Here is a 23,952-nt window from a genome sequence, read left to right as displayed (position 1 = left end):
TCACCGGTGCCTGACGGCACGTGGATGTCATTACAGTCGAGGGGTCAAACCGCGAGCACTTCATTCCGGCAGCGCAAGCGTGCGTTCCGGCAAGAAGACGGCGAAAACCGGCAGCGGCATGGACAATTTCGGCAGCTTGCCGAATATGTGCAGGGCAGACGGACGGATCGCGTCTCCAGTCAGGCCGGGCTGCCCATCTGCGCCGGTGCGCGCATCAGCGTATCGCGGGGGAGCTCGCCGAATACCCGGCGATAATTATCGGCAAACCGCGACAGGTCCCATAGCCCGCAACTCAATGCGATCGCCTTGACCGACTTGCGGCTGGCATCGGCCATCGACAGGCCGCGGCAGGCCGCGCACAGGCGCAGCATCGAGAGATAACGGTTGGGCGAGGTACCGAAAAGGTCTTCGAAGGCATACCGCAACGCGCGCTCGCTGACCCCGGCCGCGTCACAGATTTCATTCATATAGATATAACGACGCAGATTGAGCCGCATGAAATTCTCGGCGCGCTGGGCGATCAGATAATGCGTGCGCCGGCCCCGGCTGCAGGTGGGATGGTCATCGCTGCCGGCGCCCAGCAGCGCCTGGATATGGTCGTGCAGCAAGGTGTCCACGGCGTCGGCCGGCAGCGGCCCGCCCTGTCCAAGAAGTGTTTGCTGGACCTCACCGTAGCGTTGCACCAGTCGCGCTGCGTTGCTGCCCGCGCCGGCCTGGAACAGGGAAAGGGCCTGGCCCGAGGGCAAGGTGCTGCGCAGGCTCAGCTCGGTCAGCTTGCGCTGCACGCGCTGCATCGGCGCGAGCAGCAACGTCAGGTGGGTGCCGGCACTGAGCGTGAACTCGCTGATGCCCTCCGGCAGCACGGTCAACGCCATCCCGGCGGCCAGCGGCATGCCATGGCACCAGCTGACGTTCTCATCGGTGGCGTGGATCAAGCCGAGCAGGCACCAGTCCTGGGGCAGCATGAAACGACCGCGGAAATGAAACCCGCTCACCGCGGTGCAGAACAATGCCTCGTCGTGCACCTGCGATTCGATCGCGGCACGCGGGCCGTTGCCATCGAGCAGCACCATCTCCAGATCGCACACGCGCAGCACACCGCTGAGCGAGGCCAGGTCGAATGCCCGCAGCCCGCTGTCGATCTGGTCTTCCACCACACCATCTACCATGACAGTGATGCCCCCTTTGGCCTGGTTACCCGGTGCCTGCGCCGCATGGCCACCGGGTGCGCACTCCTGCGTTTGCTGCTGCGCATTCTGTTACGGCCAACCCGCCGTGGCGATGCCCGCCAGCCCGCCCAACCCATCGTTCGTGACTGCAGCTAAATCGTTCACTGATCGCAGCTAAATCATTCAGCCGATGCGGCAGCGATTGTCGGCGAAGCTTTCGATGCGCATTTTGGCAAGTATGCCCGAACTGGACGCCAGGTAAACAGAATCATAATCGCCGTCACAAATGTGTCCGGATCCGTTGAAACCCAACGTTGAAGCGCGCTCGCATGCTGTCAAACAATTGACATCACATCGCCCTCACATAATTTCTACCCGCACTTCACTTTGCCGCCATTACATCAGGCTCATGCAAGGCGGTCATGCGGTGCGAAGTTTCTAAAGTTGAAACCGCGCCTGCCGATTTTGTGTATTGGATCCCACGTGATTCGTCGAGCATCGTATTCAGGACGCGCGGCGATACCGTCGCGGCGATTGAAAGACAAGGGGAACGCCATGGACAGCAATCTTCGTACGCACTGCCCTCATTGCCGATGCCGCGCTTCGGCGGCAATGACCGCACTGTCCAGCGCGATCCGCCTCCAATGACGTTGCCGGGCTTGGCCCGGTCGATAGCGCAGGCCTGCAAGGGCCGCACCGCGCAGGACGCGCGGTCGGGATGGAGGTCCTGGCGGAGCCAGGCAACACCATCGGTACCAGGGGCTGTATCCGCCCGTTCGGGCTCTGATTGGGAAATGGAGAAACCGTCATGAATGCATCCGTTCGCAAGTTCCTCGTTGAAGAAGATGGCGTGACCGCGCTCGAGTACGGCCTGCTGGCTGCCGTGATCGCGGGCATCCTGGTGGCGGTAGGTAAGGACCAGATCACCGGATTCTTCGAGAATCTGTTCACCAAGCTGGGTGAAGTGGTCGACGACGCAACCGCAGCGGCGGCCTGATCGACTGTCGTTGACTGCCTGCGCTGTCGCCCGGCTCTCCCCGCGGCGACGGCATGGCACGCAAGTGTGTCGTACGACCGATTCGGGGGACATAACGCATATGGAACTCCTTCCCCTGGTGGCATTGCTGCTGGGCGTACAGGTCGCCATCCATGACCTGTACGCCCGACGGGTGTCCAATCGCGGGTTGCTGTTGGCCACGGGCGTGGCGCTGGTCGCGCTGGCGTGGCAGTGGTGGATGGCCGGCCGCGGATTTCCGGGCACGCACCTGCTCGGCTTCGTACTGGGATTGCTGTCGCTGCTGCCGTTCTATGCCATCGGCTGGATGGGTGCCGGTGATGTGAAGTATTTCGCCGTGCTCGGCCTGCTGCTTGGCGCGGCGCCATTGCTTCCGATCTGGATCATCGCCAGCCTGCTCGCCGGTGCACATGCCACATGCGTGATCGTCGCGCGGCGCATCGCGCCTGCGTTGTCCCATTCCGGTCCGCGTCCCGAGACGGACAATGCGGTCTCGCGTCGCCTGCAGCCGGTGATCGCGCAGTGGCGGCAGGCGCGCCAGGGCCGGGTCGGCATTCCCTATGCGGCCTACCTGGCCTTCGCCAGTATGTGGTGGGTCCTGCAGCAGCCATCCGGAGGTGCCGCATGAGCATCACCGCCGGCCACCTCGGCCGCCTGAGGCGCCAACGCGGCATCGCGACCCTCGAATTCGCGCTCATGCTGCTGTTCGGCCTGTTGCCGCTGCTGCTGGTCACCTATTCGGGCGTGATGATCATGGCCGCGCAGCAGACGCTGTCGGCAGCGTCTGCGGAAGGCGCACGTGCTGCGTTCCGCCATGCCACCCCGACCGAACGCCGTACCGCCGCCTGCGTGGCCGCGCGACGCTCCATGCAGTGGCTGCTCACGTACGCCAGGCAGACGCCCGATTGCGCCGCGGCTGGCGCGCCCCCGATCACCGTCTCCACGCCCGCGCCCTGCGCCGACCTGCCGGCCGCACAATGCATCCGCGTGGAGGTGAGCTACGACTACCGCGCCCACCCCTTCCTGCCCGGCACGGGGCGCGTGTACGGCTGGGTAATGCCAAGGGCGCTGCGCAGCACCGCGGTCGCCCAACTCGACCTCGGCGGCAACTGATGACCCTCCGGAGAACCGCATGCTCAAGTTGACCCGCATCGCCGCGATCCTGTTGATCGGCCTGGCGGTGATCCTGGCCATTGTCGCCTTCAGCGTGAGCCGCCGCGCCAGCGAGGCGCCGCCGGGCACGCCGGCGACCGCCACTGCTCCCGCACAACCTGCCACCTGGCCGGTGGTCGAGGCGGCCGGCGCCTTGCCGGCCGGGCGACCGATCACGGCCGAGGACCTGCGCATCGCCGGCCATCCGCAACGCCCGGTGGGCGCCTACACCTCGATCAACGCCCTGGTCGGCGCGGTACCGACCCAGGACATCCCGGCCGGCACCCAGATCCAGACCGCGCAGATCGCACAGGGCTTTTCGCTGCGCCTGAATCCCGGCGAGCGCGCACTCGCGGTGCCGGTGGACGAACTGGTGGCTGCAGGCAATCGCATCCAGCCGGGCGATTTCGTCGATGTGTTCCTCAACCTGCGCGCGTCGGGCGGGTTGCGCGACGACGGTGACGCGCAGACACGGCTGCTGTTGTCGCGGCTGCGCGTGCTCAGTTATGGCGCCGATGATCTGCAGAGCGTGGCCAGCGTACCCGCCGATGGCAGCGCGCCTGCGCCCGCCGACAGCCGCGCACAGGACATCACTGGCGCAAACGCGTCGGCCGGCGCATCACGCAATGATGGAACCACGCCACCGGCACGCAGCGCGGTGCTGGCGGTGCCGGTCGCCGAGGCGAACCGGCTGCTGCTCGGCGCCCAACAGGGGAAGCTGTTCCTGGCGTTGCGCAACCCGGCCGACATCGCGCTGCCGGACCAGGCCTTGTTCCCCACGCCCGGCCGCGTGCTCAGCCCGCGCCGCGAGCTGTCCGCCGAGGAGCGCCTCGCCCTGCAGCGCCCGGAAAACGATGCCTACGCCGGCATCGACACCGACGCCCTGGCCGGACGCGGGCGCAGTTCCACCGCGGCACTGCCCGTTCCCGGCAGCGCACCGCGGCGCGCGGCACCGCGCCCGGACCGCGGGATTGAAATCATCCGTGGCGACATTTCCTCCCACAGCGGGTCGCGTTAAGCCCATGCCGAGACAGCCCATGACCGAACGCCCCACCCTCACGCGCCGCCTTTGCCACGCCCTGTCACGCTGCCTGCTGGCCGGCGTGCTGATCGGCAGCCCGTTGCTGGCCAGTGCCGACGCAGAGCTGGTACTGCAGACGCGTGAGCAGCGACCGTGGTCGTTGCCGGCCAACCTGGAACGGGTCGCCATCGCCGACCCCAGCGTAGCCGACGTGGTGATGCTGCGTGGCCGCGAGGCACTGCTGGTCGGCAAGGCACCCGGCAACACAACGCTGCTGCTGTGGCGCAACGGCAATCGCGAGCCGGAACGGCTGCAGGTGGAGGTGCGCAGTGCCGTGCAGGGTGCGTTGACCGCCCAGGGCGGTGGCACCGGGCTGGTCGTGCAGGACGGCCAGGGCCTGCTGCAGGGCCTGAGCCCTTCGTTGCTGGACCACCAGAACAGTATCAAGGCCGCGGCGATGGCCGTGGGCAAAGAGGGCCAGCTGGCCGATATCTCCACCATCGCCACGGGTGGCGTGGTCCAGGTCGAGGTGAAGATCGTCGAGTTCAACAAGTCGGTGCTCCGCCAGATCGGCATGAGCTTCGGCAACAAGAACTTCAACCGCAACAACGGCTTCTATTACGGCATCACGCGCCCCGGCGCGACCCTGCCCGGCGTGCTGCCGGCGGGCGAATCGGCGGGGCCCGACGACGTCATCATCACCAACCCGCTGTCGTCGGCCTTCGGGCTGGTGTTCAAATCCCTCACCCATGGCTGGGACGCCAACATCGACCTGCTGCAGAGCAACGGCATGGCCCGCGTCCTGGCCGAACCGACCCTGGTTGCGTTGTCCGGACAGAGCGCCAGCTTCCTGGCCGGCGGTGAGCTGCCGATCCTGGAACCACAGGGGCTGGGCACCACGACGGTCACCTTCAAGCCGTTCGGCATCGGCCTGACCGTCACCCCCACCGTGCTCGGCCCGAACCGCATCGCACTCAAGGTGGCGCCGGAAGCGAGCGACCTGAACTACGCCGCCGGCATCACCTACAACGATGTGCAGGTGCCGTCGATCACCACCCGCCGCGCCGACACCACGGTCGAGCTGGGTGACGGGGAAACCTTCGTGATCGGCGGGCTGGTCAGCAACAACGTCAGCTCCAACGTGGACAAGGTGCCCCTGCTCGGCGATCTGCCGATCATCGGGTCGTTCTTCCGCACCCTCAATTACAAGAAGGAAGAAAAGGAGCTGGTCATCATCGTCACCCCGCGGCTGGTGCAGCCGTTGGCCCAGGGCACCGAGGTGCCGCTGCCGGGCCAGCGCGAGGCATCGCCGAACCTGCCGGTCTGGGGCGCCTGGCTGTTGAGCCCGGCATCGTCGGACCAACTGCCCGGATTCTCGCGCTGAGCCCAATGCCAGGAACCTTCCCGCCATGTCCGCCACCCTGCAGCTGGTCCAACCACGGGATGCTTCAATGAAGCTCGTGCTGTTTGCGCCGGACCGCGAACTGGCCACCCTGCTGTCGGCCTTGTTGCCGTCGCTGGGCACGGTGCAGTGGCTGGACAGCGCAGCGCCGGCCTCGGCGCTGGAACCGCTGCGCGACACCGGCTGCGTGGTGCTGCTGGACTACCGGCACGAGAACGCCGCCTTCTCCGCGGCCCTGACCCGGCAGCTGCAGGCCCAGGCCCCGGAGCTGCCGCTGGTGGCGATCGGCTCCACCCACGTCGATCACATGGACGGCGTGGTCGCCGCGTTGCGCGCCGGCCTGCGCGATCTGCTCGACCTGGACAGCGCACCACAGGACATGGAAGCAGTGCTCCGTCGCGCTGCCGCGCTCGCCGCGCAGGGCCGCAGCAGCGTTGCGGTGGCGCCGCCGGCGCGCGCACGCATGGTGCTGCTGCTGGGCGTCCGCCCCGGCGTGGGCAGCAGTACCCTGGCCGCGCATCTGGGCGTCCTCGCCGGCCAGGCCGCGCTGTCCAACCCGTCAGCGGCCGGCGATGCGGCACCGGCCGATGCCGGTACGCTGCTGCTGGACCTGGGCCAACCCACCGGCGACCTGTCGCTCTACCTCAACGTCGACCCCACCTTCCATTTCGACGATGCGCTGCGCAATGCCGCACGCATCGATGCCACGCTGGCGCGCACCGCGATGGCCCACCATCCAGCCGGCGTCACCCTGCTCGGCCAGCCACCCGGCATGGAAGGCACCGCATTGCCCGACCCTGGCATGTTGATGCAGCGCCTGCGCAGCGTCTTCCACACCGTCCTGTGCGACCTGGGCGGCGTGCCGCTGCGCCAATTGCCGGTGTCCCTGCTCAACAGTGCCGACGAACTCTGGCTGATCGCCGATCAGTCCATCGGCACCCTGGTCTCGCTGGACCAGATGCTTCGCCACCTGGCCCAGGTGGGCGCCCGCGATGCCCGGCTGCAGCTGATCATCAACCGCCATGACGATGCCAGCGGCCTGAGCCCGGCGCAGATCGCGGCACGCTTCGAACTGCCCCTGTTGGCAGTGCTGCCCGATCGGCCCACACTGCGTTCCAGTGCCAGCCATGGCCGCCTGCTGCTGCAGGACGCGCCGCGTGATCCGTATGTGCGTGCCCTTGCCCCGCTGTTGTCGCACCTGGATCCGACGGCCCCCGCGCCGGCCAGGGGCTGGCGGGAACACCTCGCCCTTCGCCTGAGTGGTTCCCCATGGAAGACAAAGTGACTCCGTTTCCGTCCACCACCGCCCGCGCCGAACCCGCTGCCGACGCCGAGCACGGCGTGCAGCCGTTCGAGCAGACCGAGCAGTACCAGAAGGTGCTGATCGCCGCGCACGAGCACCTGCTCAACAGCATCGAGGACGAGCGCATCGATATCGACGCGTGGGCACCGGACACCGTGTCGCGCTACGTGCACGCGCAGACCGCCGGCTTCGTGCACGAGTGGCGGATTCCGATCAACGAGGCCGAGAAGGACATCGTCGCCAATGCACTGGTGAAAGAGCTGACCGGCTTCGGTCCACTTGACGATCTGCTGCATGACCCGGAGATCGAGGACATCCTGATCAACGGCTACAAGGACATCCACGTCTCCCAGGGCGGCATGCTCAAGCGGGCGCCGCAGCGCTTCAGCGATGACAGCCATCTGCTGCGCATCCTGCGCCGGATCCTGGCCCCGCTCGGCCGCCGCCTGGATGAATCCAACCCGATGGTGGATGCGCGGCTGCCCAACGGCGGACGCCTCAACGCCATCATCTCGCCGTTGGCCGTGGATGGGCCGATGGTCTCGATCCGGAAGTTCCGCAAGGATCCGTTCACCCCGGACGAGCTGCTGCGCATGGGCACGTTCGATCGGCCGATGCAGGCGCTGCTGCATGCGATGGTGCTGGGCCGCTGCAACATCCTGGTCTCCGGGGGCACCAGCTCGGGCAAGACTTCGCTGCTCAATGCCCTGGCCAACTACATTCCCGCCAACGAGCGCGTGATCACCGTCGAAGACACCGCCGAGCTCTCGCTCAACCACCCGCATGTCGTGCGTCTGGAAAGCCGTATCGGCGGTGCGGACGGCAACGGCGCGATCAGCATCCGCGACCTGGTCCGCAACAGCCTGCGCATGCGCCCGGACCGCATCGTGGTTGGCGAAGTACGTGGCGCCGAAGTGCTGGAAATGCTGCAGGCGATGAACACCGGCCATGACGGCTCGATGGCCACCATCCACGCCAACTCGCCGCGCGATTGCCTGTACCGCATCGAGATGCTGGCAGGTTTTGCCGGGTTCCAGGGCAGCGAAGACAGCCTGCGCCGGCAGATTGCGAGCGCCATCGACTTCATCGTGCAGATCTCGCGGCTGGGCAGCGGCCGTCGCGTGCTGGTCTCGATCACGGAAATCACCGGCGTCACCGACAACATGATCGCCACCCAGGAGATGTTCCGCCACGAGGTGCAGATCGATGGCGACGGCAAGGAGTACGACCGCTGGGTCGGGCTCGGCTTCCAGCCCCATTCGCACAAGCTCGAGCCGTTCCGGCGGCAGCTGCGCGAAGCACTGGGCGGAGGCTTCTGAGGATGGCCTTCGTCCTGCTCCTGTGCAGTGCGGCGCTGATACTGGTGGCGCTGGCCGTAGAGCTGTGGGGCGGCGCGGCCGCGCGCGAGCAGCGCCGGCTGTCACTGCAGCACGCCGAACAGCGGCTGGCGCGACCGGACACCGCCCCGCGCCTGGCCGGCATCAGCGACGCCCCGCCCCCGACGATGCCGGTCACCAGCACCCCGGCCGGCCGGCCCTGGGACGCGCTGATGCGGCGCGCCGCGCTTCCCACCGGCTGGCGGGTGCCACTGCTGATCGTCGCCGCTGCGGCACTGCTGGCCTGGATCGCCAGTGCGCGGCTTGGCACGGTGTGGGCCGCGCCGATCGTACTGGTGCTCAGTGCGCTGGCGGCCTGGTTCTGGGTATCACGGCGGATCACCCGGCTGCAGGCCAAGCTGCTGCGCCAGCTGCCGGACTTCCTCGACAATCTGGTGCGCCTGGCCGGCCTCGGCAACAGCCTGCAGATGGCCTTCCAGACCTCGGCCGCGCAGATGCCGATGCCGCTGCGCGGCCTGCTCGACGCCACCGTGTCCTACACCCGCAGCGGCCTGGACCTGGACCGCGCCCTGGCACAGGCCGCCCAGCCCTATCGGCTGGAAGCCCTGAACGTGCTGTCGGTGGTACTAGGCGTGAGTGTCCGCATCGGCGGCCGCGCCGACCAGATCCTGCAGCGCATGGCCGACTTCATGCGCGACCTGGACCAGGCGCAGCAGGAGCTGATGGCCACCACCTCCGAGACCCGCATGTCGGCCTGGGTGCTCGGCCTGCTGCCGCCGATCAGCGCGGTGCTGATGGCGATCACCAGCCCGGACTTCTTCCAGCCGATCATCCAGGAGCCGCTCGGCCACAAGCTGCTGCTGTGGGCGCTGGGGCTGGAACTGATCGGTGGCTTCCTGCTGTACCGGCTGGCCAAGTCGATATGAGCGCCCGCCCTTCTTCCACCGGGAGTCTGCATGAGCACTAACGGCTGGTGGATCGCCACGTTGTTGGTCCTCGCCGCCGGCGTGGGCCTGCTCGGGCTGCGCGGCTGGGTGCTGAGCGGCCGCGAGCAACGCCACCAGGACGCCCTGCAGGCCGCCCTGCGGCCGCGCGATGCCGCCGGCGCCCCTGCCCCGGCACAGCAGCCGCCGGTCAGCCTGCGCCAGCGCTGGCTCGCTGCGGTCGCCGCGCTCGGCCAGCGTTTCAACGGCGGCCGCATCGAAGCCGCCCTGCTGGCACCGGAAGACCGGTTGCTGCTCGACCAGGCCGGCTGGAACACCAACGCCGGCACCGCGATCTTCCTTGCCCTTCGGCTGCTGATCGCCGTGGCCACGCTGGTCCTGGTGCTGGCCTTCAACCACAGCACCGGCTTCAGCCGCGCGATGGTGATCTTCGGCGCGCTGGCCTTCGGCATCCTGTTGCCGAAGTTCGCCCTGCGTGCGTGGGCGATGCGCCTGCGCAAGCAGGTCTCGGCGGAATTGCCGCTGCTGATCGACCTGCTGCGCCTGCTGCAGGGCGTCGGCTTCAGCATGGACCAGAGCCTGCAGACCCTCGGCGACAAACTGCGCAACGCGATCCCGGTCCTCGGCCGCGAGATCCACCAGGCCAACATCGCCTACATGCACGGGCGCAGCCGCGAGCAGTCGCTGCGCCGGCTGGGCGAGTCGTTCGACGACGAAGACCTGCGCAGCCTGGTGCAGCTGATCCTGCAGGTCCACGCACATGGCGGAGCGGTGCAGGAGCCGCTGCGCCAGTTCAGCATCCGCCTGCGCGAACAGCGCCGTTCCACCCTCAAGGAGAAGGTCGGCAAGCTCTCGGTAAAGATGACCGTGGTGATGATGTTGACGTTGTTGCCGGCGCTGATGCTGGTGCTGGCCGGCCCGGCCATCATCGCCCTCGCCTCCGCCCTGACCAAACTGGATTGAACGCCATGCACCACGCCGTGCTTTCCCGCCTTTGCCTGCTGCTCGCCGCGACTGCCCTCTGCGCGGCCTGTTCGAACGTGCGCAACGGTTACCGACAGGATCCGATGGCACTGGCCTCGCCCGAGGTGGCCCCGCAGGACGACAAACAGCTCTACCTCGAGCTGATCTCCAAGATGCAGCAGCAGGGCGCTTACTACGCCTCGCTGGCGCACGTGGAGGCGTATCGCCAACGCTATGGCGACAGTCCCCAACTGCGCCTGTTGAATGCCGATGCACTGCGCGAAACCGGCCAGCGCGAGGCGGCACTGGCCATGTACGGCAGCCTGACCAGCGGCCCGCAGGCGGCTGCGGCGTGGCACGGACTCGGCCTGATCGCCGCCCGCGACGGCGACGCGGCACGCGCCGAGCAGGCATTGGCGAAGGCCGTGCAGTTGCAGCCGTTGAACACCGGCTACCTCGGCGATCTGGGCTTCGCCCGGTTGCGCGCCGGCGACTGGACCCGCGCGCAGGAACCGCTGGCCAAGGCCGCCGAACTATCGCCCGGCAGTGCCAAGGCCAACGCCAACCTGGCGGTCTGGGCGCTGCTGCGCGGCCAGAACGACATGGCCGACACCATCATGCGCAACGCGCGCCTGACCGACAGCGCGCAGGCCGAAGTCCGCCGGCTGGCGGACCAGCTGCGCCAGCAGGCGGCCCCGGCGCCGTCGGTGCAGCGTGCACCCGCCAGCATCGCCACGGCGGCCGCCGCGCCCGGCAGCGGCGCCACGCCTGCACCACGCGCCGCTGCCGGGCGCCCGGCGCAGCGCAGGGTCGCCATCGATACCGATCACCGCACGCGTGCCGATGCGCGCCTGGCGCCGTCGATGCTCGAACGCTTCAGCACGCCCACTCCTGCCAGCGAGACCACGCCATGAACCAGTTGCGTCGCCTGCCCGTTACGTTCCTGCACGTTGGCCTGCCGTGGCTGCTGATGGTGGTAGCGCTGCCCGTGATGGCGCAGCAGGCACCGCTCACCGGGCAGATGCTTGGCGGACAGCAGGCCCCGCCGGTCGCCACTACGACGCTGCCGGCGCCAGAGACCCCGGCACCGGTACCGACCTACGTCGATCGCGCGCCGGCTTACACCGACGCCGCGCCCGGGCGCTACATGCCTCCCGCACCCGCGCCGCGCAGCGAGATAGGCCAGACCACCCGCGATCTGCTGCGGATGCAGGCCCAGGGAACCCACGCGGGGGCGCGCCTGCCGATCCTGGGTGACCAGGCCGCGGCCAGCTATGCGCGCTACCTCAAGAGCTTCGAGCACGAGATTCCCGAGTTCCTCAAGACCAGTGTGAAAAAGGACGTAGGCGGTTCCAACGACGGAGGTTGATGCCATGCACCAGTCCAGCGTTCGTGCGCCCCGGCCGTTCCGGCGGCGGCTGCGCGGCGGGATGTCGGTCACCATGATGCTGGTCCTGCTCGGTCTGGTCGGGATGCTCGGCCTGGTCGAAGTGGGCTATCTGTACTGGGCCAAGCGCGATGCGCAGAAGGTGGTCGACCTGGCCGCCGTCGCCGGCGCGCAGCGCCTGGACCTGTGCCGCGCGGACCTCAAGGACAACGGGGCTGCCCGCAGCAATGCAGAGCGGGACAACGGCTTTTCCGGCGCCCTGGTGATCCACTGCGGCAACTGGAATCCTGCACGCGGCGCGGGGGATCATTTCAGCGTGACGCCCGACGCGGCCAACCCGCTCAATGCGGTCAAAGTGGTCGCCACCCGTTCGGTGGTGCCGTTCTTCGGCCAGACCACGCGCCTGCCCACGATCCGTGCGCAGGCGGTGGCCACGCGTGCGCCGCCGATCGCGGTGTTCTCGGTGGGCTCGCAGTTGCTGCGGGTCAATGGCAATACGCCGCTGGGCAACGTGCTCAACCTGGTGGGCGTCAACCTGGACCGCACCACCCTGCTTGGCTATGACGGCCTGGCCCAGGCGAAGGTCACCCCGGGCGGCCTGCTGCAGGCGCTGGGCATTCCGGTCCAGGCCAACATCGGCATCGCCGAGTTCAACGCCCTGCTGGCCGCCAACCGGGTCTCGCTTGGCCAGCTGCTCGATGCGACGGCCACGGTGCTGACCAACAGCGGTGTCGCCCATGTGGATCTGACGGCACTGCGCAATGCGCTCGCGGCAAAGGTCGATCTGAACCAGCTCAACGTGCAGCTCGGCAGCACCGACACCACCGGCGGGCTGTTCGCACGCATCGTCGCGCCCGAAGGCCCCGCTTCGCCAGCGCTGCAGGCCGACATCAGCGCGTTGGACCTGATCACCACCAGCATCAGCATCGCCAGCGGCGGCAACGGCGTGGCGGTCAACAACCTCAACATCTTGGGCCTGGTGCAGACCCGCGCGGCGATCATCGAGCCGCCCTCGATCGCGATCGGCGGCGTCGGCACCCGTGCCTACAACGCGCAGGTGCGGCTGAAGATCAACATCGACACCGGCGGGCTGGCGCTGCTCGGGCCCGTGCTCAGCGGGCTGGGGATCCGCCTCAACCTGCCGATCTATGCCGATGTGACCAACGCGATGGGCACACTGGACGCGCTCAACTGCGGCGCGACCCCGCCAACCGCCACGGTGCGGGTGCAGTCCTCGCTGCTGCGCGCCTGCGTCGGCCGCGTGGCTGCCGCCAACGAATTTTCGCAGCGCAATGTGTGCGATGCCGGGCTGCAGAACGAGCAGTTGCTGACCCTGCTGGGCGCACCGCTGGTCACCGACAAGATTTCCCTCAATGCGCTGACCCGCGATGAGAGCGTCACCCTGGCGGCCGGAGAGACCGCCTCCACTTACTTCAACCAGGCCCAGGTCGGCACAGCCGTCTCCGGCCTGGTGAGCGAACTGCTGCGCGTGCTGAGCAACGTGGTCACCCCGGGCAAGCAGGGCAGCACCGATGCCGCCACCGCCAATCGTTTGGCGGATCAGTATCTGAAAGCCGCCAATCCGGGCAACGTTTTCTACGACGCCGAGAAGACCATTGCCCTGCTGCGACTCGGTGACCCGGCACGCGGCATCGGCGCCCTCGGCGACTGGGACGTCGTGGGCGGCGTACCGCACGCGTGTGGCGCGCTGAATCTTGGCACCTGTTTTGAAACCGGCTCGGTCTGGGACGGCTACAACGCCACCGTTACCGGAAAGGGAATGGGCGGGCTCAGTGGCCTGCTCGGCTCCCTGCTCGGTGGGCTGGTGATCAACCGCTGCAACAGCCTGTTCAGTACCCTGCTCAACTATAACAACTGCGTCAAATCCAATCTGGCCTCTTACCTGCAGACCCGGCCGGGCGGCCTGGAGGACCTCGCCGGCGGAACCGGAGTCACCGACCCGGGCACTGACCAGGTCCGCTGCAGCGGCCTGCTGTGCCTGGCGCTGACCCCAGTGCTGGAAACCCTCAAGCCGCTGCTCAACGGCGTCAGCACCCTGCTCTCGCAGACGCTGGCCCAGGTGCTCGGGCTGGAGCTGGGGCGGACCGACGTGCACATGCAGTCCATCCAGTGCACCCCGGCACAGTTGGTTTATTGACGTTGCGGCAAAGTGCAGGCCACGCGATTGTGCGTGCTAGACTCCGGCGGGGACTTTACTTCACTGATAATCCACTCGTGGATGGCCTGAATATGCGAGAGAGAAAAGGGGTTGGTTCCATCGTCGCGCACGCGCTGACCGGTGGGATTGTGTTGCTGCTGTCGTTGAGCGTCATTCCGCAGGCCCTGGCCGCGCGCGCACCGCGTGCCGAGCCGGCCGTGGAGACCGCCGTTCGCCCGGCGCCGGTGGTTCGCAATACCGTGGACGAACTGCGCCAGCTGGTCGACTCCAAGCAGCTCACCGAGCTGCGCACCACCTATAACGGCAGTTACGGTGCCAGCCTGCTGTTCAATACCAGCACGCTGAATTACTACGTGGCGCTGTTCCACGAGAAGGACTTCTGGCGCGTGATCAAGACCGATTCGGTCGACAACGCCGAGAAGGTCTACCGCACCTTCGTCGAACAGACCGAACAGCTGGCCCAGGTGTATATCGATACCACCCGCCTGCAGGCCGGCAAGCGCTATACCGAAAACCTGGTCGCCTACAACGAAGAGCGGCTGCGCAGCCTGCAGCAGGAAGCCGATCTCCAGCGCCAGCAGTCGCTGCAGGTCAGCGCCTCGCTGGAACAGGCCAAGCAGCAGGCGGTCAGCCTGAGCACCGACCTGCGCAGCAGCCACAGCGAACTGGACGCGCTCAACCAGCGCATCCAGATGCTGCAGGCCCAGCAGCTGAACCCGGCGCTGTCGCTGCCGTCAGCCGAGTCGGCCACGCCGGCACCGGCGCCGCAGGGCAACCCCGGCAACCCGTAACGGCATCACGCGCTCTGCCCCGGCAGGGCACGTCACGGACGGCGCCGATGGCGCCGTCTTTCATTCCGGTGCAGTACCCTTGGTGGCACAGACGTCCTGCGCATCAGCAAGGAGTGCCCCATGCCCGTTCCGCGCCCCCTCATCGCCCTGACCCGCGTGCGCGCCGCCTTGGCGTCATCCCGCGCCCGGCTGGCCGCGGCCCTGGTCGCGGTGCTCGCCCTGCCGGGCGCCGCCACTGCCGCTCCGGCCTCGCCCACCTCGCCGCCGCTGTCGGCCGAAGCGTCCGATCCCAGGCTGCTCGGCTGGATGCAGGGCGCGCCGCCGCCGGAAGACAAGCGCATCCGTTACACGGATGACGACTATTTCAGTTTCCCCAAGCTGCGCTGGACGGCCTGCCATTTCCGCCAGTTGATGCCCACCGTGGGCGTCAGCCGGGGCCCCGGCGCGGCCCGTGACCTGCCACGCCGACTGGATGCCGCGATCGACGCGCTGTCGTTCACGCCCACCGGCACCCACCGTCAGATGACCTGGGCACAGTCACTGTCGGCCAACTACACCGACGGCATCGTGGTGCTGCACGACGGGGTGGTGGTCTACGAGCGTTACAGCGGCTGCCTGGACGAGCAGGGCCAGCACGGTGCGATGTCCGTCAGCAAATCGATGACCGGCCTGCTCGGCGAGATGCTGGTCGCCGAGGGGGTGATCGATGAAACCCAGCGCGTCAGCGCGATTGTTCCCGAGCTGAAGGACAGCGCGTTCGGCGATGCCACGGTCAGGCAGGTGCTGGAGATGACCACGGCACTGCGCTACAGCGAAGACTACGCCGACCCAAACGCCGAGGTCTGGGCATTTTCCGCCGCGGGCAGCACCCTGCCCCCGGCCCCCGGCTACACCGGGCCGCGCAGCTATTACGATTACCTGAAGACCGTGCAGAAGCAGGGCCGCCACGGCGAGGCCTTCGGCTACAAGACGATCAACACGGACGCGCTGGGCTGGATCATCGCCCGGCGCACGGGGCAGTCGGTTGCACAGCTGCTGCAGTCGCGCATCTGGCAGCGCCTGGGCGCCGAGCAGGACGCGTACTACACCGTTGATTCCACCGGCACGCCGTTTGCGGGCGGCGGCTTCAATGCCGGCCTGCGGGATCTGGCCCGCGTCGGCCAGCTGCTGCTCGACGACGGCAAGGTCGACGGCCAGCCCATCGTGCCCGCCGCCGCGATCGGCCGTATCCGGGCCGGCGGCAGCAAACAGGCCTTTGCCAAGGCCGGTTACGCGCAACTGCCTGGCTGGAGCTATCGCGGCATGTGGTGGATCTCCCACAACGACCATGGCGCCTACATGGCGCGCGGCGTGCATGGCCAGGCGCTCTACATCGACCCCACCGCACGGGTGGTGATCGCGCGGTTCGGCTCGCATCCGGTCGCTGCCAACAGCGCCAACGACCCGACCACCCTGCCCGCCTTCGATGCGGTCGCGCGGTATCTGATGGCGCAGCCCTGAGCGTGCGTGCCGGCTGACTACCGGCACGCATCGTGCACCAGGTCATCCATTCGCCGGCTGAGCGCCAGGCTCGGCCGGCCGCCCGCTTTCCGGTACGTCGTCTCGCGCTGGCGTCGCGCGGCGGCGCAACGGGCGGGATCGGCATGCACGGAGATGACCGCCCCCCGGATCGCGGGCGTCGGGCGGACACTGCGTCGCGGCAGACGCTTCTGTCGCACGGCTGCAGCCTCAGCACGCCGCTTGGCCTGTAGTTCCTGCCGCACGGACTCGATATGGATCTCATTGGCCCAGGTATCGGCGGGCGGCGGCATCTCGCGGATGCGCTCGGTGCGTCCCTCGCACGGGGTGGACTGATAATGACGCGCGCCGTCGACCAGGCAGGTATGCACCTGTCGCGGCGGCAGATCCACCGCTGTGGCGCTCATCATCAGGGTCAGCCACCACGCAGGCATCGCATCGCTCCGTCCAGATGCGCCCAGCATGTTTCAGCGGCGGATCACCGAGCCGTGACCGGCTGCACAGTGAGCGGGCGATGCGCATGCCCCTGACACGCCATCACTGCCATGCCCTACCCAGGTGCTATGGCCTGGCGCCCACGTGCAGTTCCAGCACTTCGTCACCCAGGGCGTCGATCTCGCCGGTCGGCCGCCAGCCCAGGTAGCGATAGAAGCCATGCGAGCGCACCGCAGGATCCGCCGCACACCCCAGGATCAGCCGCGAATGGCCGGCCTCGACTAGATCGGCGATGGACATATCCAGCAGCCGCCGACCGATGCCCTGCCCTTCATGGGACGGCAGCATTGCCAGCACCACGATCTCGCCGCCGTCGCGATCGCCGAAGCAGTAGCCGACCATGTGCTCGCCTTCCAGCGCGATATGCCCCGGCAGTACATCGTCACGGATACCGGCCGCCCAGCTGTCTTCGGTGATGCCGAGTCCGGCAAGCTCGGCCGCGGAAAACGCATTTTCTCGGGTGCGCCCACGCAGATCGATGCAGGCAGCGGCATCGCCCGGCACGGCGCGACGGTAATGAATCGGGTGGGTCATGCGTGCTTCCTGCAACCGCCGGAACACTCGGCGGCGCGCAGTATATCGTCGCATGCGCTGTAGACCCAAACGCAGCGGGCCCGGCATTGCCGGGCCCGCGAGGGAATTACAGGAAGCGGTAATCGAACTCCAGCCACAGCTGGCGGCCGTAGGGGTCGTAGTTGCCGACCGGATAGAACGGCCAGCCGCCGCCGTTCTTGTCCGCCGGCGGGCGGCTGTCGCGCAGGTTGTTGACGATCAGGCCGAGCGTGGCGTTGTCGTTGAGCTTGCGATACAGGCTGGCGTTGTAGGTCATGTACGGCGCGATGCGACCACTGCCGTCGGTCTTCGGCAACGAGCCGTAACGCATGCCGTACAGGGTGGCGGTCCAGTCGTTGATCGCCCAGGTCACGCTGCCGTTGACCTTGCTGCGCCACTGGTAGGAATCCAGCGAGTTGCGCTGGTCCTGCACGTCATCGCCGGCGAACTGGCGGTAGCTGTGATCGATCACCAGCGAGTACGCCACGCGGGCGGAGAAACGACCATAGCGGCCCGCGTCCCAGCGCAGGGTCGACTTCAGGTCGATGCCGCGCACGGTTTCGGAGGCGGCGTTGATCGGGTTGATCAGCACGCGCACGACCTGGTTTGGCTGCACTGCCGCGTCGGCCGGGTTGCGGATCACGCGACGCAGCGCGTCCTGGCATTGTGCCGAGCCGATGTCGCGCGCGTCCCCACCCACGGTCTGGCCGAGGCGGCAATCGGCTTCGTCCTTGAGGATGCGGGTGGCATCCAGGTTGGTGACCTCATCGTCGATGCGGATGTCGTAGTAATCCGCCGTGAAGTCCAGATTGGCCGACGGCGACCACACGAAGCCCAGACCGTAGGACTTGGCGGTTTCCGGCTGCAGCTGCGGATTGGCACCACTGGTGTAGTCGATCGCCAGGCCGCTGAAATCGCAGTCGTCGTACGCCTGGCCGGCACTGCGGCAGCGCCAGTAATCGGTCATGCCGGGGTTGTAACCGCGCGTTTCGGTGGCGAACACGTAGTTCATGTCCGGCGCACGGAAGCTGGTTGCTGCACTCGCGCGCAGCAGCAGCGTATCGAACGGACGGAACTCCAGGCCGGTGCTCCAGGTGGCCTTGCCCAGATGATCGCCGGCAGCACGGTACTGGTCGTAGCGACCGGCCACGGTCGCGGTCAGGCGCTCCAGCAAGGGCAGCTGCAGCTCCACCCCGGCGGCATAGCGGTCACGCTCGCCACCGGCCGGAATGCCGGCGTTGAGGTTCCAGAACACGCCCTGTCCCAAGGCCGGGTCCGGGCGGTTGCGGTAGCCCTGGCTGCCGGCTTCGACCACGGCGGCCAGCGCTGCACGGCCGCCGGGCAGATCGAACAGCTGGCCGTTGACGCTGACGCTGGCGGTCTGCAGCCACGCAGCGTTGCGGCTCTCGTAGCGGTCCGACAGCCCCTCGTACTCGCCCGGGGTCAGCGGCTGGTACAGGCGCGACGGATCCGGGGCATACACTTCAACGCCATCGCGGGTGCCCAGTTGTGGTCCCAGCAGGTACGCATTGATGCCGACCAGCAGGCCCGGGCGCTGCGTCCTGTTCTCGTAGCGCGAGCGGCTGTAGGCCGCTTCGTAATCCCAGTCCGAGCCGCCGATGCTGCCACGGGCGCCGACGTTGAACGACCACGACTGCTCCAGGAAGCGGTTGGCATTGCGCTGCACGCCGCCGATCTCTTCGGGCGCGAAACGCCGATACCAGCTTTCCAGCTGACCGCTGTTCTGGTTGTAGAAATAATTGCGCGAAGAGGTCCAGCTCGGTGCGCGGGTGTTGTTGTAGATGCGCGCAGTGCCGATCGCCGCATCGGCGAACAGTTCCTGACGGTCATTCAAGCGCCAGGTCACCGCGCTGTACGCATCGATGTTGCGCTTCTCGGTCTGCACGGTCCAGAACGTGGGTGCGGCTTCATTGCTGCCGCAGTACCAGCCCTGGCGCGGATTCTGCGCGCGGAAGACGCTGCCGCCGTACAACGTGCTGGCGGCATCGCAGCCATCGGCACCGGGATCGATGTAGTTGTTGGTGGAGGCGTTGCGGCGATACGCCACGGCCGTCGCGAGCGGCGCCACGCCGCGCGGATCGTCGGTGAGCGAATCCATGAAGTCGCGCTGCGAACCGTAGATCGCTTTGCGGTTGGCGATCTCCAGGCCGAAGATCGCGTCCCAGTTCTCACCCGAACCGCCACCGACCGCCTGCAGGCGCTGGTTGTCGCCGCCACCCTGTTCGGTGGTGCCGGCGCGGACATTGATCCCGACGCCGTCATAGGTTTTCTTCAGGATGATGTTGACCACGCCGGCGATCGCATCGGAGCCGTACACCGCCGAGGCGCCCCCGGCCAGCACTTCGATCCGGTCGATCAGCGCGCTGGGGATGTTGGCCAGGTTGACCACGTTGACCGAGCCTTCGTAGGCCAGCGGGTAGTCCGACTGCCGGCGGCCGTTGACCAGCACCAGGGTGCGGTTGGGGCCAAGGCCGCGCAGGTTGATGGTGTTGGCAGCCGGGGTGAAGGTGTTGCCGAAATCCTCGCCCTGCACGTTGCCGGTGTTCTCGGTCAGCGCGCTGAGCGCCTCGAACGCGCTGCGGTAGCCCTGTGCCTCGATCTGCTCCTGGGTGATCACGGTAACCGGGGATGGACCTTCCACGCTGGCGCGGGGGATACGCGATCCGGTGACGGTGACGGCCTCCAGCTGGGTGGGTGCATCGGCCGCGTGGACCAGCGATACCGCACCAAGCAAAGGCAACAACGACACAACCAGGGCCCGCCGACGCAGCGGGCGATACAGCACAGACATGCAGATTTCCGGTAAAGACGTACGTGCCGGCGGGGTCAGGCCCGTGCCGGAGCGTAGTGAGGAGGGGCCGTGATTCTGCTGAACAGGCGGAAAAGGAGGAAATGACCGCCCGCGATATGCTTATCGATATTTTGCCTAAGCAATGAAAAACGGCGGCCCTGCGGCCGCCGTTTCCGTGACACGCCGTGCGCCCGGACTCAGGCGTCGGCAGGCAGCGCGCTCTGGCGGTTCACCAGCGCGCTGAAACGTGCCAGCGAGCTCAGGTGGTGGTGCACCAGCGCCAGCCAGCCACTGCGATGCCAGGCCACGACGGTGGCGTCCGGCAACGCGGCGAACTTTTCCACATCCACGACCTGGAAACCGTTGACCGACATCTGCCGGCCGTCAGCGAGGGTGACGTCGATGTTGCGGTCGATCAACAGTTCGTTTTCGATCAGCGCGGCAGTGAAGCGGCGGGTCTGGTCATGCTCGCGGGTGTAATCCCCGCAGAAGCGCATGGCGTTGTCGACGATCTCGGTGGCCTTGCCGTCCTGGAACAGCGGCACGCCGTCTTCGCTCTGGCCCTGGTTGACCTGCCTGGCGGCCGAATCCAGCGCGAGCACATACTCGTCCTGATCACCGGCCTGCATGAACACGAACGGATAGCGGCGCACGTAGGCCGGCACGTAGCTCTGCTCGTCCCACACGCCATCGGTGACGAACAGGTTGCGCTGTGCCAGGCCGACGGCGACCAGCGGCATCGCGTCCTTGCCGGTGAAAATGATCGGGTAATGCTGGGCCAGCGAACCGAATTCGCCGATCACGGCGGGGATCGCGTTGGTTTCCCCGGCAAAATGCGCGGTGTCCGGCACCAGGCGCCAGGCGGCGTGCAGATCCGAGCGCAGCGGAACGGGCGCCTGGTAGAACAGCGGACCGGTGGCCTGGGACGGCGCAGCGGCGGGCGGAGTCGTGGTTTCAGCAGTCATGGATTAAGTCGGATACGTCGCGCCAGTCAGCCCGGGCGCGAAAGCGGGAACCGCATTGAACGGCCACTATAACGTGCCACGTCCGTGGTTTTTATTTCAATCGCGCCGGATTCCCCGCGCCCCGCGATCGTCCGGTGATTCCACGGTAGTCCAGCACTGCCTCTGATCGGCGATACAGGCGCCGCCCGGGAAGCGAGATTCACGCCGCCAGGAGCAGGCCGGATCCAACACGGTGCGCACGTGCGACGTTTTTACCCGGCCATGCGCAAGCCGATGCTGCGCGCCCTGCCCTGGCACCGCCTCACAGCACACCGTCCAGCGGGCCGGCGGCACCGGTCAATACGGCGCAGGCGTGATCCTGCAGCTCCTCACCGCTGGCCTTGTTGCCCGCCGCCAGGTCCAACCGGGTGGCCAGCAACACGAAACCGGGCGCACCGGAGGGGGCCGTCTGCCCGGCGACCACCAGCGACCAGTTGCCGATATCGGCCGGATCGGCCAGATGTGCGGCCAGCAGACGCACCGGGTTCGCGGTGAGCTCGGCACCGGGCAGCTGGCGGGCGAGATAGGCATGCCCGCGCAACGGCTCCGGCAGCGGCTGCCAGCTGGCGCCGATGACCGGCTGCAGCCGGCGCAGCTGGGCCAGGACATCCGCGCGCAGGCAATCCACGTGGATGTGCAGTTGGTGCTGGGAGCGTCCATGGGGCGAATTCAGGGCCAGGCTGGCCACATCGCGCGGCAATGCCATTCCGAGTGCCTGCTCGGTGTGGCTGCGCGCGTTCCACGCGGCGGCGAAGTAGTTGGGGGCACCGGCACGCAGCAGCGCCGGGCTTTCAATGCCCGAGATGCGGTCCAACGGCAGCACCAGGAACTGGTAGTGGCCGTGCGAATCCTTGAGCAGCACATCGCGCCGCTGCGCCTGGGGAGAAACGGCCAAACAGCTGCCGCGAGGGGCGGCCTCGCCGGCGCAGTCGCGCTGGATGATGCCCCACAGGGCGTCTGGATTGGCAGGCGGTCTGGCCGGCGGCCGGGGCGGCGTGGCGCAGGCTGCCAACAGCAGCACCGCACAGGGCAAGGACAATCGGGCGATCACGGACAAGCTCGGACAGGAATGCGGGCCCAGCCGGCCGTGCCGATGGGCGGGCGCAATTGTACCGCGCCGTTTCTGTCGCTTCCGTGTCAGTAGGTGCTGTACGGCACCTCGACCAACACCGGTGCGGCCGGCGCCGGCGGCTGCAGGGTGTAGCGGTCCAGCGCGCCATTGTCATCGGCGAAGCGCTGTGACTGCACCTGCAGGCGGTAGGTGGTGGTACCGAACTTGACGCTGCCGCCGCCGGCATCCAGCGCGGCACCGGCCGGCAGCAGCAGGCCGCCGAGGTCGCTGTAACCGCCGCCTTCCTGCGAGAAGACATGGTCGACCAGGTCGCCCTCGCGCTTCATCGCAAACACATGCGGGTCGCCGTGGCGGCGGTTGTAGTCCTCGTTGCCGAGCAGATCGGCGATCCACACTCCGGGCAGCCGGTAGCTGGTTTCCAGCGCAATCGCATCGAGACGGTCACTGTCTACCACCAGGCAGCAGACCGCCTGCTTGTTTTCGCGGTCCAGGATCGCAAAGCGCTCGCCCTTGGCAACCTCGCGCGGCAGGATCGCAAACGGCTGGTTCCTCAGGACCGGTTCGGCGCCACTGGCCGAATGCAGGTTGCGCCAGCCACCGAACACCGGTGCGTCCGGCTCGGCCGCCACGGCGTTGCCGGCCATCGTCATTCCCAGTGTCACGATCAATGCGGCCGTGATCTTCCTGCTGTGCATGCGCCACTTCCGTTGGTTGACCTGTCGCGGCGACATCGCCGGACCTCACAAGACCGCGACACTATGCGCCAGCAGCGGGGCCGCGGGCAATCGGCGCCGCTCAGCCGATCACGATGTAGTCACTGACCAGGGTGATCCCGCGGTGCTCACCGCGCTCAAGCTGCACGTGGCGGCCACCGACCTGGTCGATGGCGATGCAGTCATCCACCTCCAGCAGGGCATCGGTATGCGGCTTGAACCAGCTGGCATCGCGCAGGGCCTTGGCCTTGCGTTTGGCCGCCTCGGCATCCGTGGCGACCAGCAGCCGGTAATCATGCGCCTCGCCCAGCGCGCCGGCCGCATACCCGCCGAGATTGAGGAAGTACAGGCGCGGCGCGCCCACGGCCGGGGCCGCGTCGCCGAAGCGCACCCGGTACGCCTCCACCCCATCCACCGCTAGCCAGCCATCGAGATGCAGCCCTTTCCGCTCACCGAACCAGTCCTGGCGCAGCTGCGGGTAGGCCTCTTCAATGGCATCGACGTTGGCGAAGGCCACGTCGTGGACCTCGATCCGGGCGCGGGCATGTCGCCCACCCAGCATGAACACGTGCAGCACCTGCGACTCCCGGCATGGCCGATCTGAGAGGCCGCCAGTGTAGCGCCGGTGGCCGTTGCGCCCTGCCCCATCAGCCGCGTGGGCTGCGTCCGACGGTCGCGGGGTGCCCACCACACGCCGATGCACACCGCGGTGGTATGGTCGGCGCCTGACCCCGCAGGAGCGACCCGATGGCATCCCTTTTCCGTTACCCCCTCGCCGCGATCACGCTCGCCGGCACCCTCTCGCTGGCCGCGTGCGTGAGCACGCCGGGCCCGGAGATCAAGGGTCCAGGCCTGTGCAAGGCCGATGCCCTGGGCTGGGCCATCGGCCAGCCGGCCGACGAGGCGAACATGCGCAAGCTGCTGGTGCAGAGCGGCGCCGGCCTGATCAACCCGATCGGCCCGGCCACGATCACCACCCGTGACCTGCGCCAGGATCGGCTGCGGGTGTTCATCGACAAGGACAACGTGATTACCGCCGTCCGCTGCGAATGAAGCCCCGCGGGTAGAGCCACCCCATGGGTGGCTGCCCTGAAACCTGCGATACGCCGGCACAGCCACCCAT

At 67.7% G+C, this 23,952-nt stretch carries 23 protein-coding genes; 15 read left to right on the top strand and 8 right to left on the bottom strand.

Annotation, left to right across the window (positions count from 1 at the left end; genetic code table 11):
• Positions 1–179: 179 nt before the first annotated feature.
• A complete protein-coding gene (locus PV764_RS13925; RefSeq protein WP_399617643.1) occupies positions 180–1,169 on the bottom strand; it encodes a helix-turn-helix domain-containing protein in 990 nt (329 codons plus the stop codon).
• 808 nt (positions 1,170–1,977) lie between these two features.
• On the opposite strand from PV764_RS13925, the gene PV764_RS13920 reads away from it, so the two are divergent.
• From PV764_RS13920 to PV764_RS13855, 14 genes are all read left to right on the top strand, one after another.
• Positions 1,978–2,166 carry a Flp family type IVb pilin gene (locus tag PV764_RS13920; RefSeq protein ID WP_019184693.1) on the top strand — a complete coding sequence of 63 codons (189 nt, stop codon included), beginning with the start codon at positions 1,978–1,980 and terminating at the stop codon, positions 2,164–2,166.
• A gap of 100 nt (positions 2,167–2,266) precedes the next feature.
• Positions 2,267–2,812, top strand: coding sequence for an A24 family peptidase (locus tag PV764_RS13915; protein ID WP_019184694.1), 546 nt, complete (start codon positions 2,267–2,269; stop codon positions 2,810–2,812).
• Positions 2,809–3,297: a pilus assembly protein TadE gene (locus tag PV764_RS13910; protein ID WP_019184695.1), complete on the top strand. Its 489-nt coding sequence runs from the start codon at positions 2,809–2,811 to the stop codon at positions 3,295–3,297. The genes PV764_RS13915 and PV764_RS13910 overlap by 4 nt, the downstream gene beginning before the upstream one ends.
• Before the next feature lie 19 nt (positions 3,298–3,316).
• Positions 3,317–4,354 carry a Flp pilus assembly protein CpaB gene (cpaB, locus tag PV764_RS13905; RefSeq protein ID WP_046273549.1) on the top strand — a complete coding sequence of 346 codons (1,038 nt, stop codon included), beginning with the start codon at positions 3,317–3,319 and terminating at the stop codon, positions 4,352–4,354.
• A gap of 19 nt (positions 4,355–4,373) precedes the next feature.
• Entirely contained in the window at positions 4,374–5,741 is a 1,368-nt protein-coding gene (locus PV764_RS13900) for a type II and III secretion system protein family protein (protein WP_019184697.1), read from the top strand.
• A 25-nt stretch (positions 5,742–5,766) separates the two neighbouring features.
• The gene (locus PV764_RS13895; RefSeq protein WP_421116880.1) at positions 5,767–7,044 is read left to right on the top strand and encodes an AAA family ATPase; all 1,278 of its coding nucleotides are present in this window, start codon (positions 5,767–5,769) and stop codon (positions 7,042–7,044) included.
• Complete coding sequence (locus tag PV764_RS13890) at positions 7,029–8,381, top strand: CpaF family protein (protein ID WP_019184699.1); 1,353 nt, start codon at positions 7,029–7,031, stop codon at positions 8,379–8,381. Before PV764_RS13895 ends, PV764_RS13890 begins: the two co-directional genes overlap by 16 nt.
• 2 nt (positions 8,382–8,383) lie before the next feature.
• Positions 8,384–9,325: a type II secretion system F family protein gene (locus tag PV764_RS13885; RefSeq protein WP_284129197.1), complete on the top strand. Its 942-nt coding sequence runs from the start codon at positions 8,384–8,386 to the stop codon at positions 9,323–9,325.
• Positions 9,326–9,355: 30 nt separating this feature from the next.
• Positions 9,356–10,306, top strand: a complete 951-nt coding sequence (locus PV764_RS13880) for a type II secretion system F family protein (RefSeq protein ID WP_019184701.1) — start codon at positions 9,356–9,358, stop codon at positions 10,304–10,306.
• Between the two features lie 5 nt (positions 10,307–10,311).
• Positions 10,312–11,220 (top strand): Flp pilus assembly protein TadD, encoded by a 909-nt coding sequence (locus PV764_RS13875; protein ID WP_284129196.1) that lies wholly within the window; start codon positions 10,312–10,314, stop codon positions 11,218–11,220.
• Positions 11,217–11,675: a DUF3613 domain-containing protein gene (locus PV764_RS13870; protein ID WP_284129195.1), complete on the top strand. Its 459-nt coding sequence runs from the start codon at positions 11,217–11,219 to the stop codon at positions 11,673–11,675. Before PV764_RS13875 ends, PV764_RS13870 begins: the two co-directional genes overlap by 4 nt.
• 4 nt (positions 11,676–11,679) lie before the next feature.
• Entirely contained in the window at positions 11,680–13,851 is a 2,172-nt protein-coding gene (locus tag PV764_RS13865; protein ID WP_421116879.1) for a TadG family pilus assembly protein, read from the top strand.
• 92 nt (positions 13,852–13,943) lie between these two features.
• Entirely contained in the window at positions 13,944–14,663 is a 720-nt protein-coding gene (locus PV764_RS13860; protein ID WP_026070082.1) for a DUF2968 domain-containing protein, read from the top strand.
• 120 nt (positions 14,664–14,783) lie between these two features.
• Positions 14,784–16,163, top strand: coding sequence for a serine hydrolase domain-containing protein (locus PV764_RS13855; RefSeq protein WP_019185092.1), 1,380 nt, complete (start codon positions 14,784–14,786; stop codon positions 16,161–16,163).
• 17 nt (positions 16,164–16,180) lie between these two features.
• On the opposite strand, the gene PV764_RS13850 is transcribed toward PV764_RS13855, so the two are convergent.
• From PV764_RS13850 to PV764_RS13820, 7 genes are all read right to left on the bottom strand, one after another.
• Complete coding sequence (locus tag PV764_RS13850) at positions 16,181–16,615, bottom strand: hypothetical protein (RefSeq protein WP_019185091.1); 435 nt, start codon at positions 16,613–16,615, stop codon at positions 16,181–16,183.
• 127 nt (positions 16,616–16,742) lie between these two features.
• Positions 16,743–17,210: a GNAT family N-acetyltransferase gene (locus PV764_RS13845; protein WP_019185090.1), complete on the bottom strand. Its 468-nt coding sequence runs from the start codon at positions 17,208–17,210 to the stop codon at positions 16,743–16,745.
• Positions 17,211–17,316: 106 nt separating this feature from the next.
• Positions 17,317–20,040, bottom strand: a complete 2,724-nt coding sequence (locus PV764_RS13840) for a TonB-dependent receptor (RefSeq protein ID WP_019185089.1) — start codon at positions 20,038–20,040, stop codon at positions 17,317–17,319.
• Between the two features lie 197 nt (positions 20,041–20,237).
• A complete protein-coding gene (locus tag PV764_RS13835; RefSeq protein WP_019185088.1) occupies positions 20,238–21,005 on the bottom strand; it encodes a SapC family protein in 768 nt (255 codons plus the stop codon).
• 301 nt (positions 21,006–21,306) lie between these two features.
• The gene (locus PV764_RS13830; protein ID WP_421116946.1) at positions 21,307–22,083 is read right to left on the bottom strand and encodes a CDP-diacylglycerol diphosphatase; all 777 of its coding nucleotides are present in this window, start codon (positions 22,081–22,083) and stop codon (positions 21,307–21,309) included.
• Positions 22,084–22,181: 98 nt separating this feature from the next.
• Complete coding sequence (locus PV764_RS13825) at positions 22,182–22,811, bottom strand: decarboxylase (RefSeq protein ID WP_421116878.1); 630 nt, start codon at positions 22,809–22,811, stop codon at positions 22,182–22,184.
• A gap of 100 nt (positions 22,812–22,911) precedes the next feature.
• Positions 22,912–23,406 (bottom strand): DUF1543 domain-containing protein, encoded by a 495-nt coding sequence (locus PV764_RS13820; protein ID WP_019185085.1) that lies wholly within the window; start codon positions 23,404–23,406, stop codon positions 22,912–22,914.
• Positions 23,407–23,576: 170 nt separating this feature from the next.
• Here PV764_RS13820 and PV764_RS13815 point away from each other — a divergent pair, with 170 nt between their 5' ends.
• Positions 23,577–23,882, top strand: a complete 306-nt coding sequence (locus PV764_RS13815) for a hypothetical protein (protein ID WP_019185084.1) — start codon at positions 23,577–23,579, stop codon at positions 23,880–23,882.
• Positions 23,883–23,952 lie beyond the last annotated feature (70 nt).

Source organism: Stenotrophomonas sp. AS1 (genome assembly GCF_048957655.1).
GTDB lineage: Bacteria > Pseudomonadota > Gammaproteobacteria > Xanthomonadales > Xanthomonadaceae > Stenotrophomonas > Stenotrophomonas bentonitica_A.
Note: the sequence above shows the minus strand (reverse complement) of the source record. Positions and strands in the feature narration are given on the sequence as shown.

What these genes read in the sequence shown, in the direction of transcription:
- PV764_RS13925 (WP_399617643.1), bottom strand. Translation starts at nt 1,169, where the DNA reads ATGGTAGATGGTGTGGTGGAAGACCAGATCGACAGCGGGCTGCGGGCA.
- PV764_RS13920 (WP_019184693.1), top strand. Translation starts at nt 1,978, where the DNA reads ATGAATGCATCCGTTCGCAAGTTCCTCGTTGAAGAAGATGGCGTGACC.
- PV764_RS13915 (WP_019184694.1), top strand. Translation starts at nt 2,267, where the DNA reads ATGGAACTCCTTCCCCTGGTGGCATTGCTGCTGGGCGTACAGGTCGCC.
- PV764_RS13910 (WP_019184695.1), top strand. Translation starts at nt 2,809, where the DNA reads ATGAGCATCACCGCCGGCCACCTCGGCCGCCTGAGGCGCCAACGCGGC.
- cpaB (WP_046273549.1), top strand. Translation starts at nt 3,317, where the DNA reads ATGCTCAAGTTGACCCGCATCGCCGCGATCCTGTTGATCGGCCTGGCG.
- PV764_RS13900 (WP_019184697.1), top strand. Translation starts at nt 4,374, where the DNA reads ATGACCGAACGCCCCACCCTCACGCGCCGCCTTTGCCACGCCCTGTCA.
- PV764_RS13895 (WP_421116880.1), top strand. Translation starts at nt 5,767, where the DNA reads ATGTCCGCCACCCTGCAGCTGGTCCAACCACGGGATGCTTCAATGAAG.
- PV764_RS13890 (WP_019184699.1), top strand. Translation starts at nt 7,029, where the DNA reads ATGGAAGACAAAGTGACTCCGTTTCCGTCCACCACCGCCCGCGCCGAA.
- PV764_RS13885 (WP_284129197.1), top strand. Translation starts at nt 8,384, where the DNA reads ATGGCCTTCGTCCTGCTCCTGTGCAGTGCGGCGCTGATACTGGTGGCG.
- PV764_RS13880 (WP_019184701.1), top strand. Translation starts at nt 9,356, where the DNA reads ATGAGCACTAACGGCTGGTGGATCGCCACGTTGTTGGTCCTCGCCGCC.
- PV764_RS13875 (WP_284129196.1), top strand. Translation starts at nt 10,312, where the DNA reads ATGCACCACGCCGTGCTTTCCCGCCTTTGCCTGCTGCTCGCCGCGACT.
- PV764_RS13870 (WP_284129195.1), top strand. Translation starts at nt 11,217, where the DNA reads ATGAACCAGTTGCGTCGCCTGCCCGTTACGTTCCTGCACGTTGGCCTG.
- PV764_RS13865 (WP_421116879.1), top strand. Translation starts at nt 11,680, where the DNA reads ATGCACCAGTCCAGCGTTCGTGCGCCCCGGCCGTTCCGGCGGCGGCTG.
- PV764_RS13860 (WP_026070082.1), top strand. Translation starts at nt 13,944, where the DNA reads ATGCGAGAGAGAAAAGGGGTTGGTTCCATCGTCGCGCACGCGCTGACC.
- PV764_RS13855 (WP_019185092.1), top strand. Translation starts at nt 14,784, where the DNA reads ATGCCCGTTCCGCGCCCCCTCATCGCCCTGACCCGCGTGCGCGCCGCC.
- PV764_RS13850 (WP_019185091.1), bottom strand. Translation starts at nt 16,615, where the DNA reads ATGCCTGCGTGGTGGCTGACCCTGATGATGAGCGCCACAGCGGTGGAT.
- PV764_RS13845 (WP_019185090.1), bottom strand. Translation starts at nt 17,210, where the DNA reads ATGACCCACCCGATTCATTACCGTCGCGCCGTGCCGGGCGATGCCGCT.
- PV764_RS13840 (WP_019185089.1), bottom strand. Translation starts at nt 20,040, where the DNA reads ATGTCTGTGCTGTATCGCCCGCTGCGTCGGCGGGCCCTGGTTGTGTCG.
- PV764_RS13835 (WP_019185088.1), bottom strand. Translation starts at nt 21,005, where the DNA reads ATGACTGCTGAAACCACGACTCCGCCCGCCGCTGCGCCGTCCCAGGCC.
- PV764_RS13825 (WP_421116878.1), bottom strand. Translation starts at nt 22,811, where the DNA reads ATGCACAGCAGGAAGATCACGGCCGCATTGATCGTGACACTGGGAATG.
- PV764_RS13815 (WP_019185084.1), top strand. Translation starts at nt 23,577, where the DNA reads ATGGCATCCCTTTTCCGTTACCCCCTCGCCGCGATCACGCTCGCCGGC.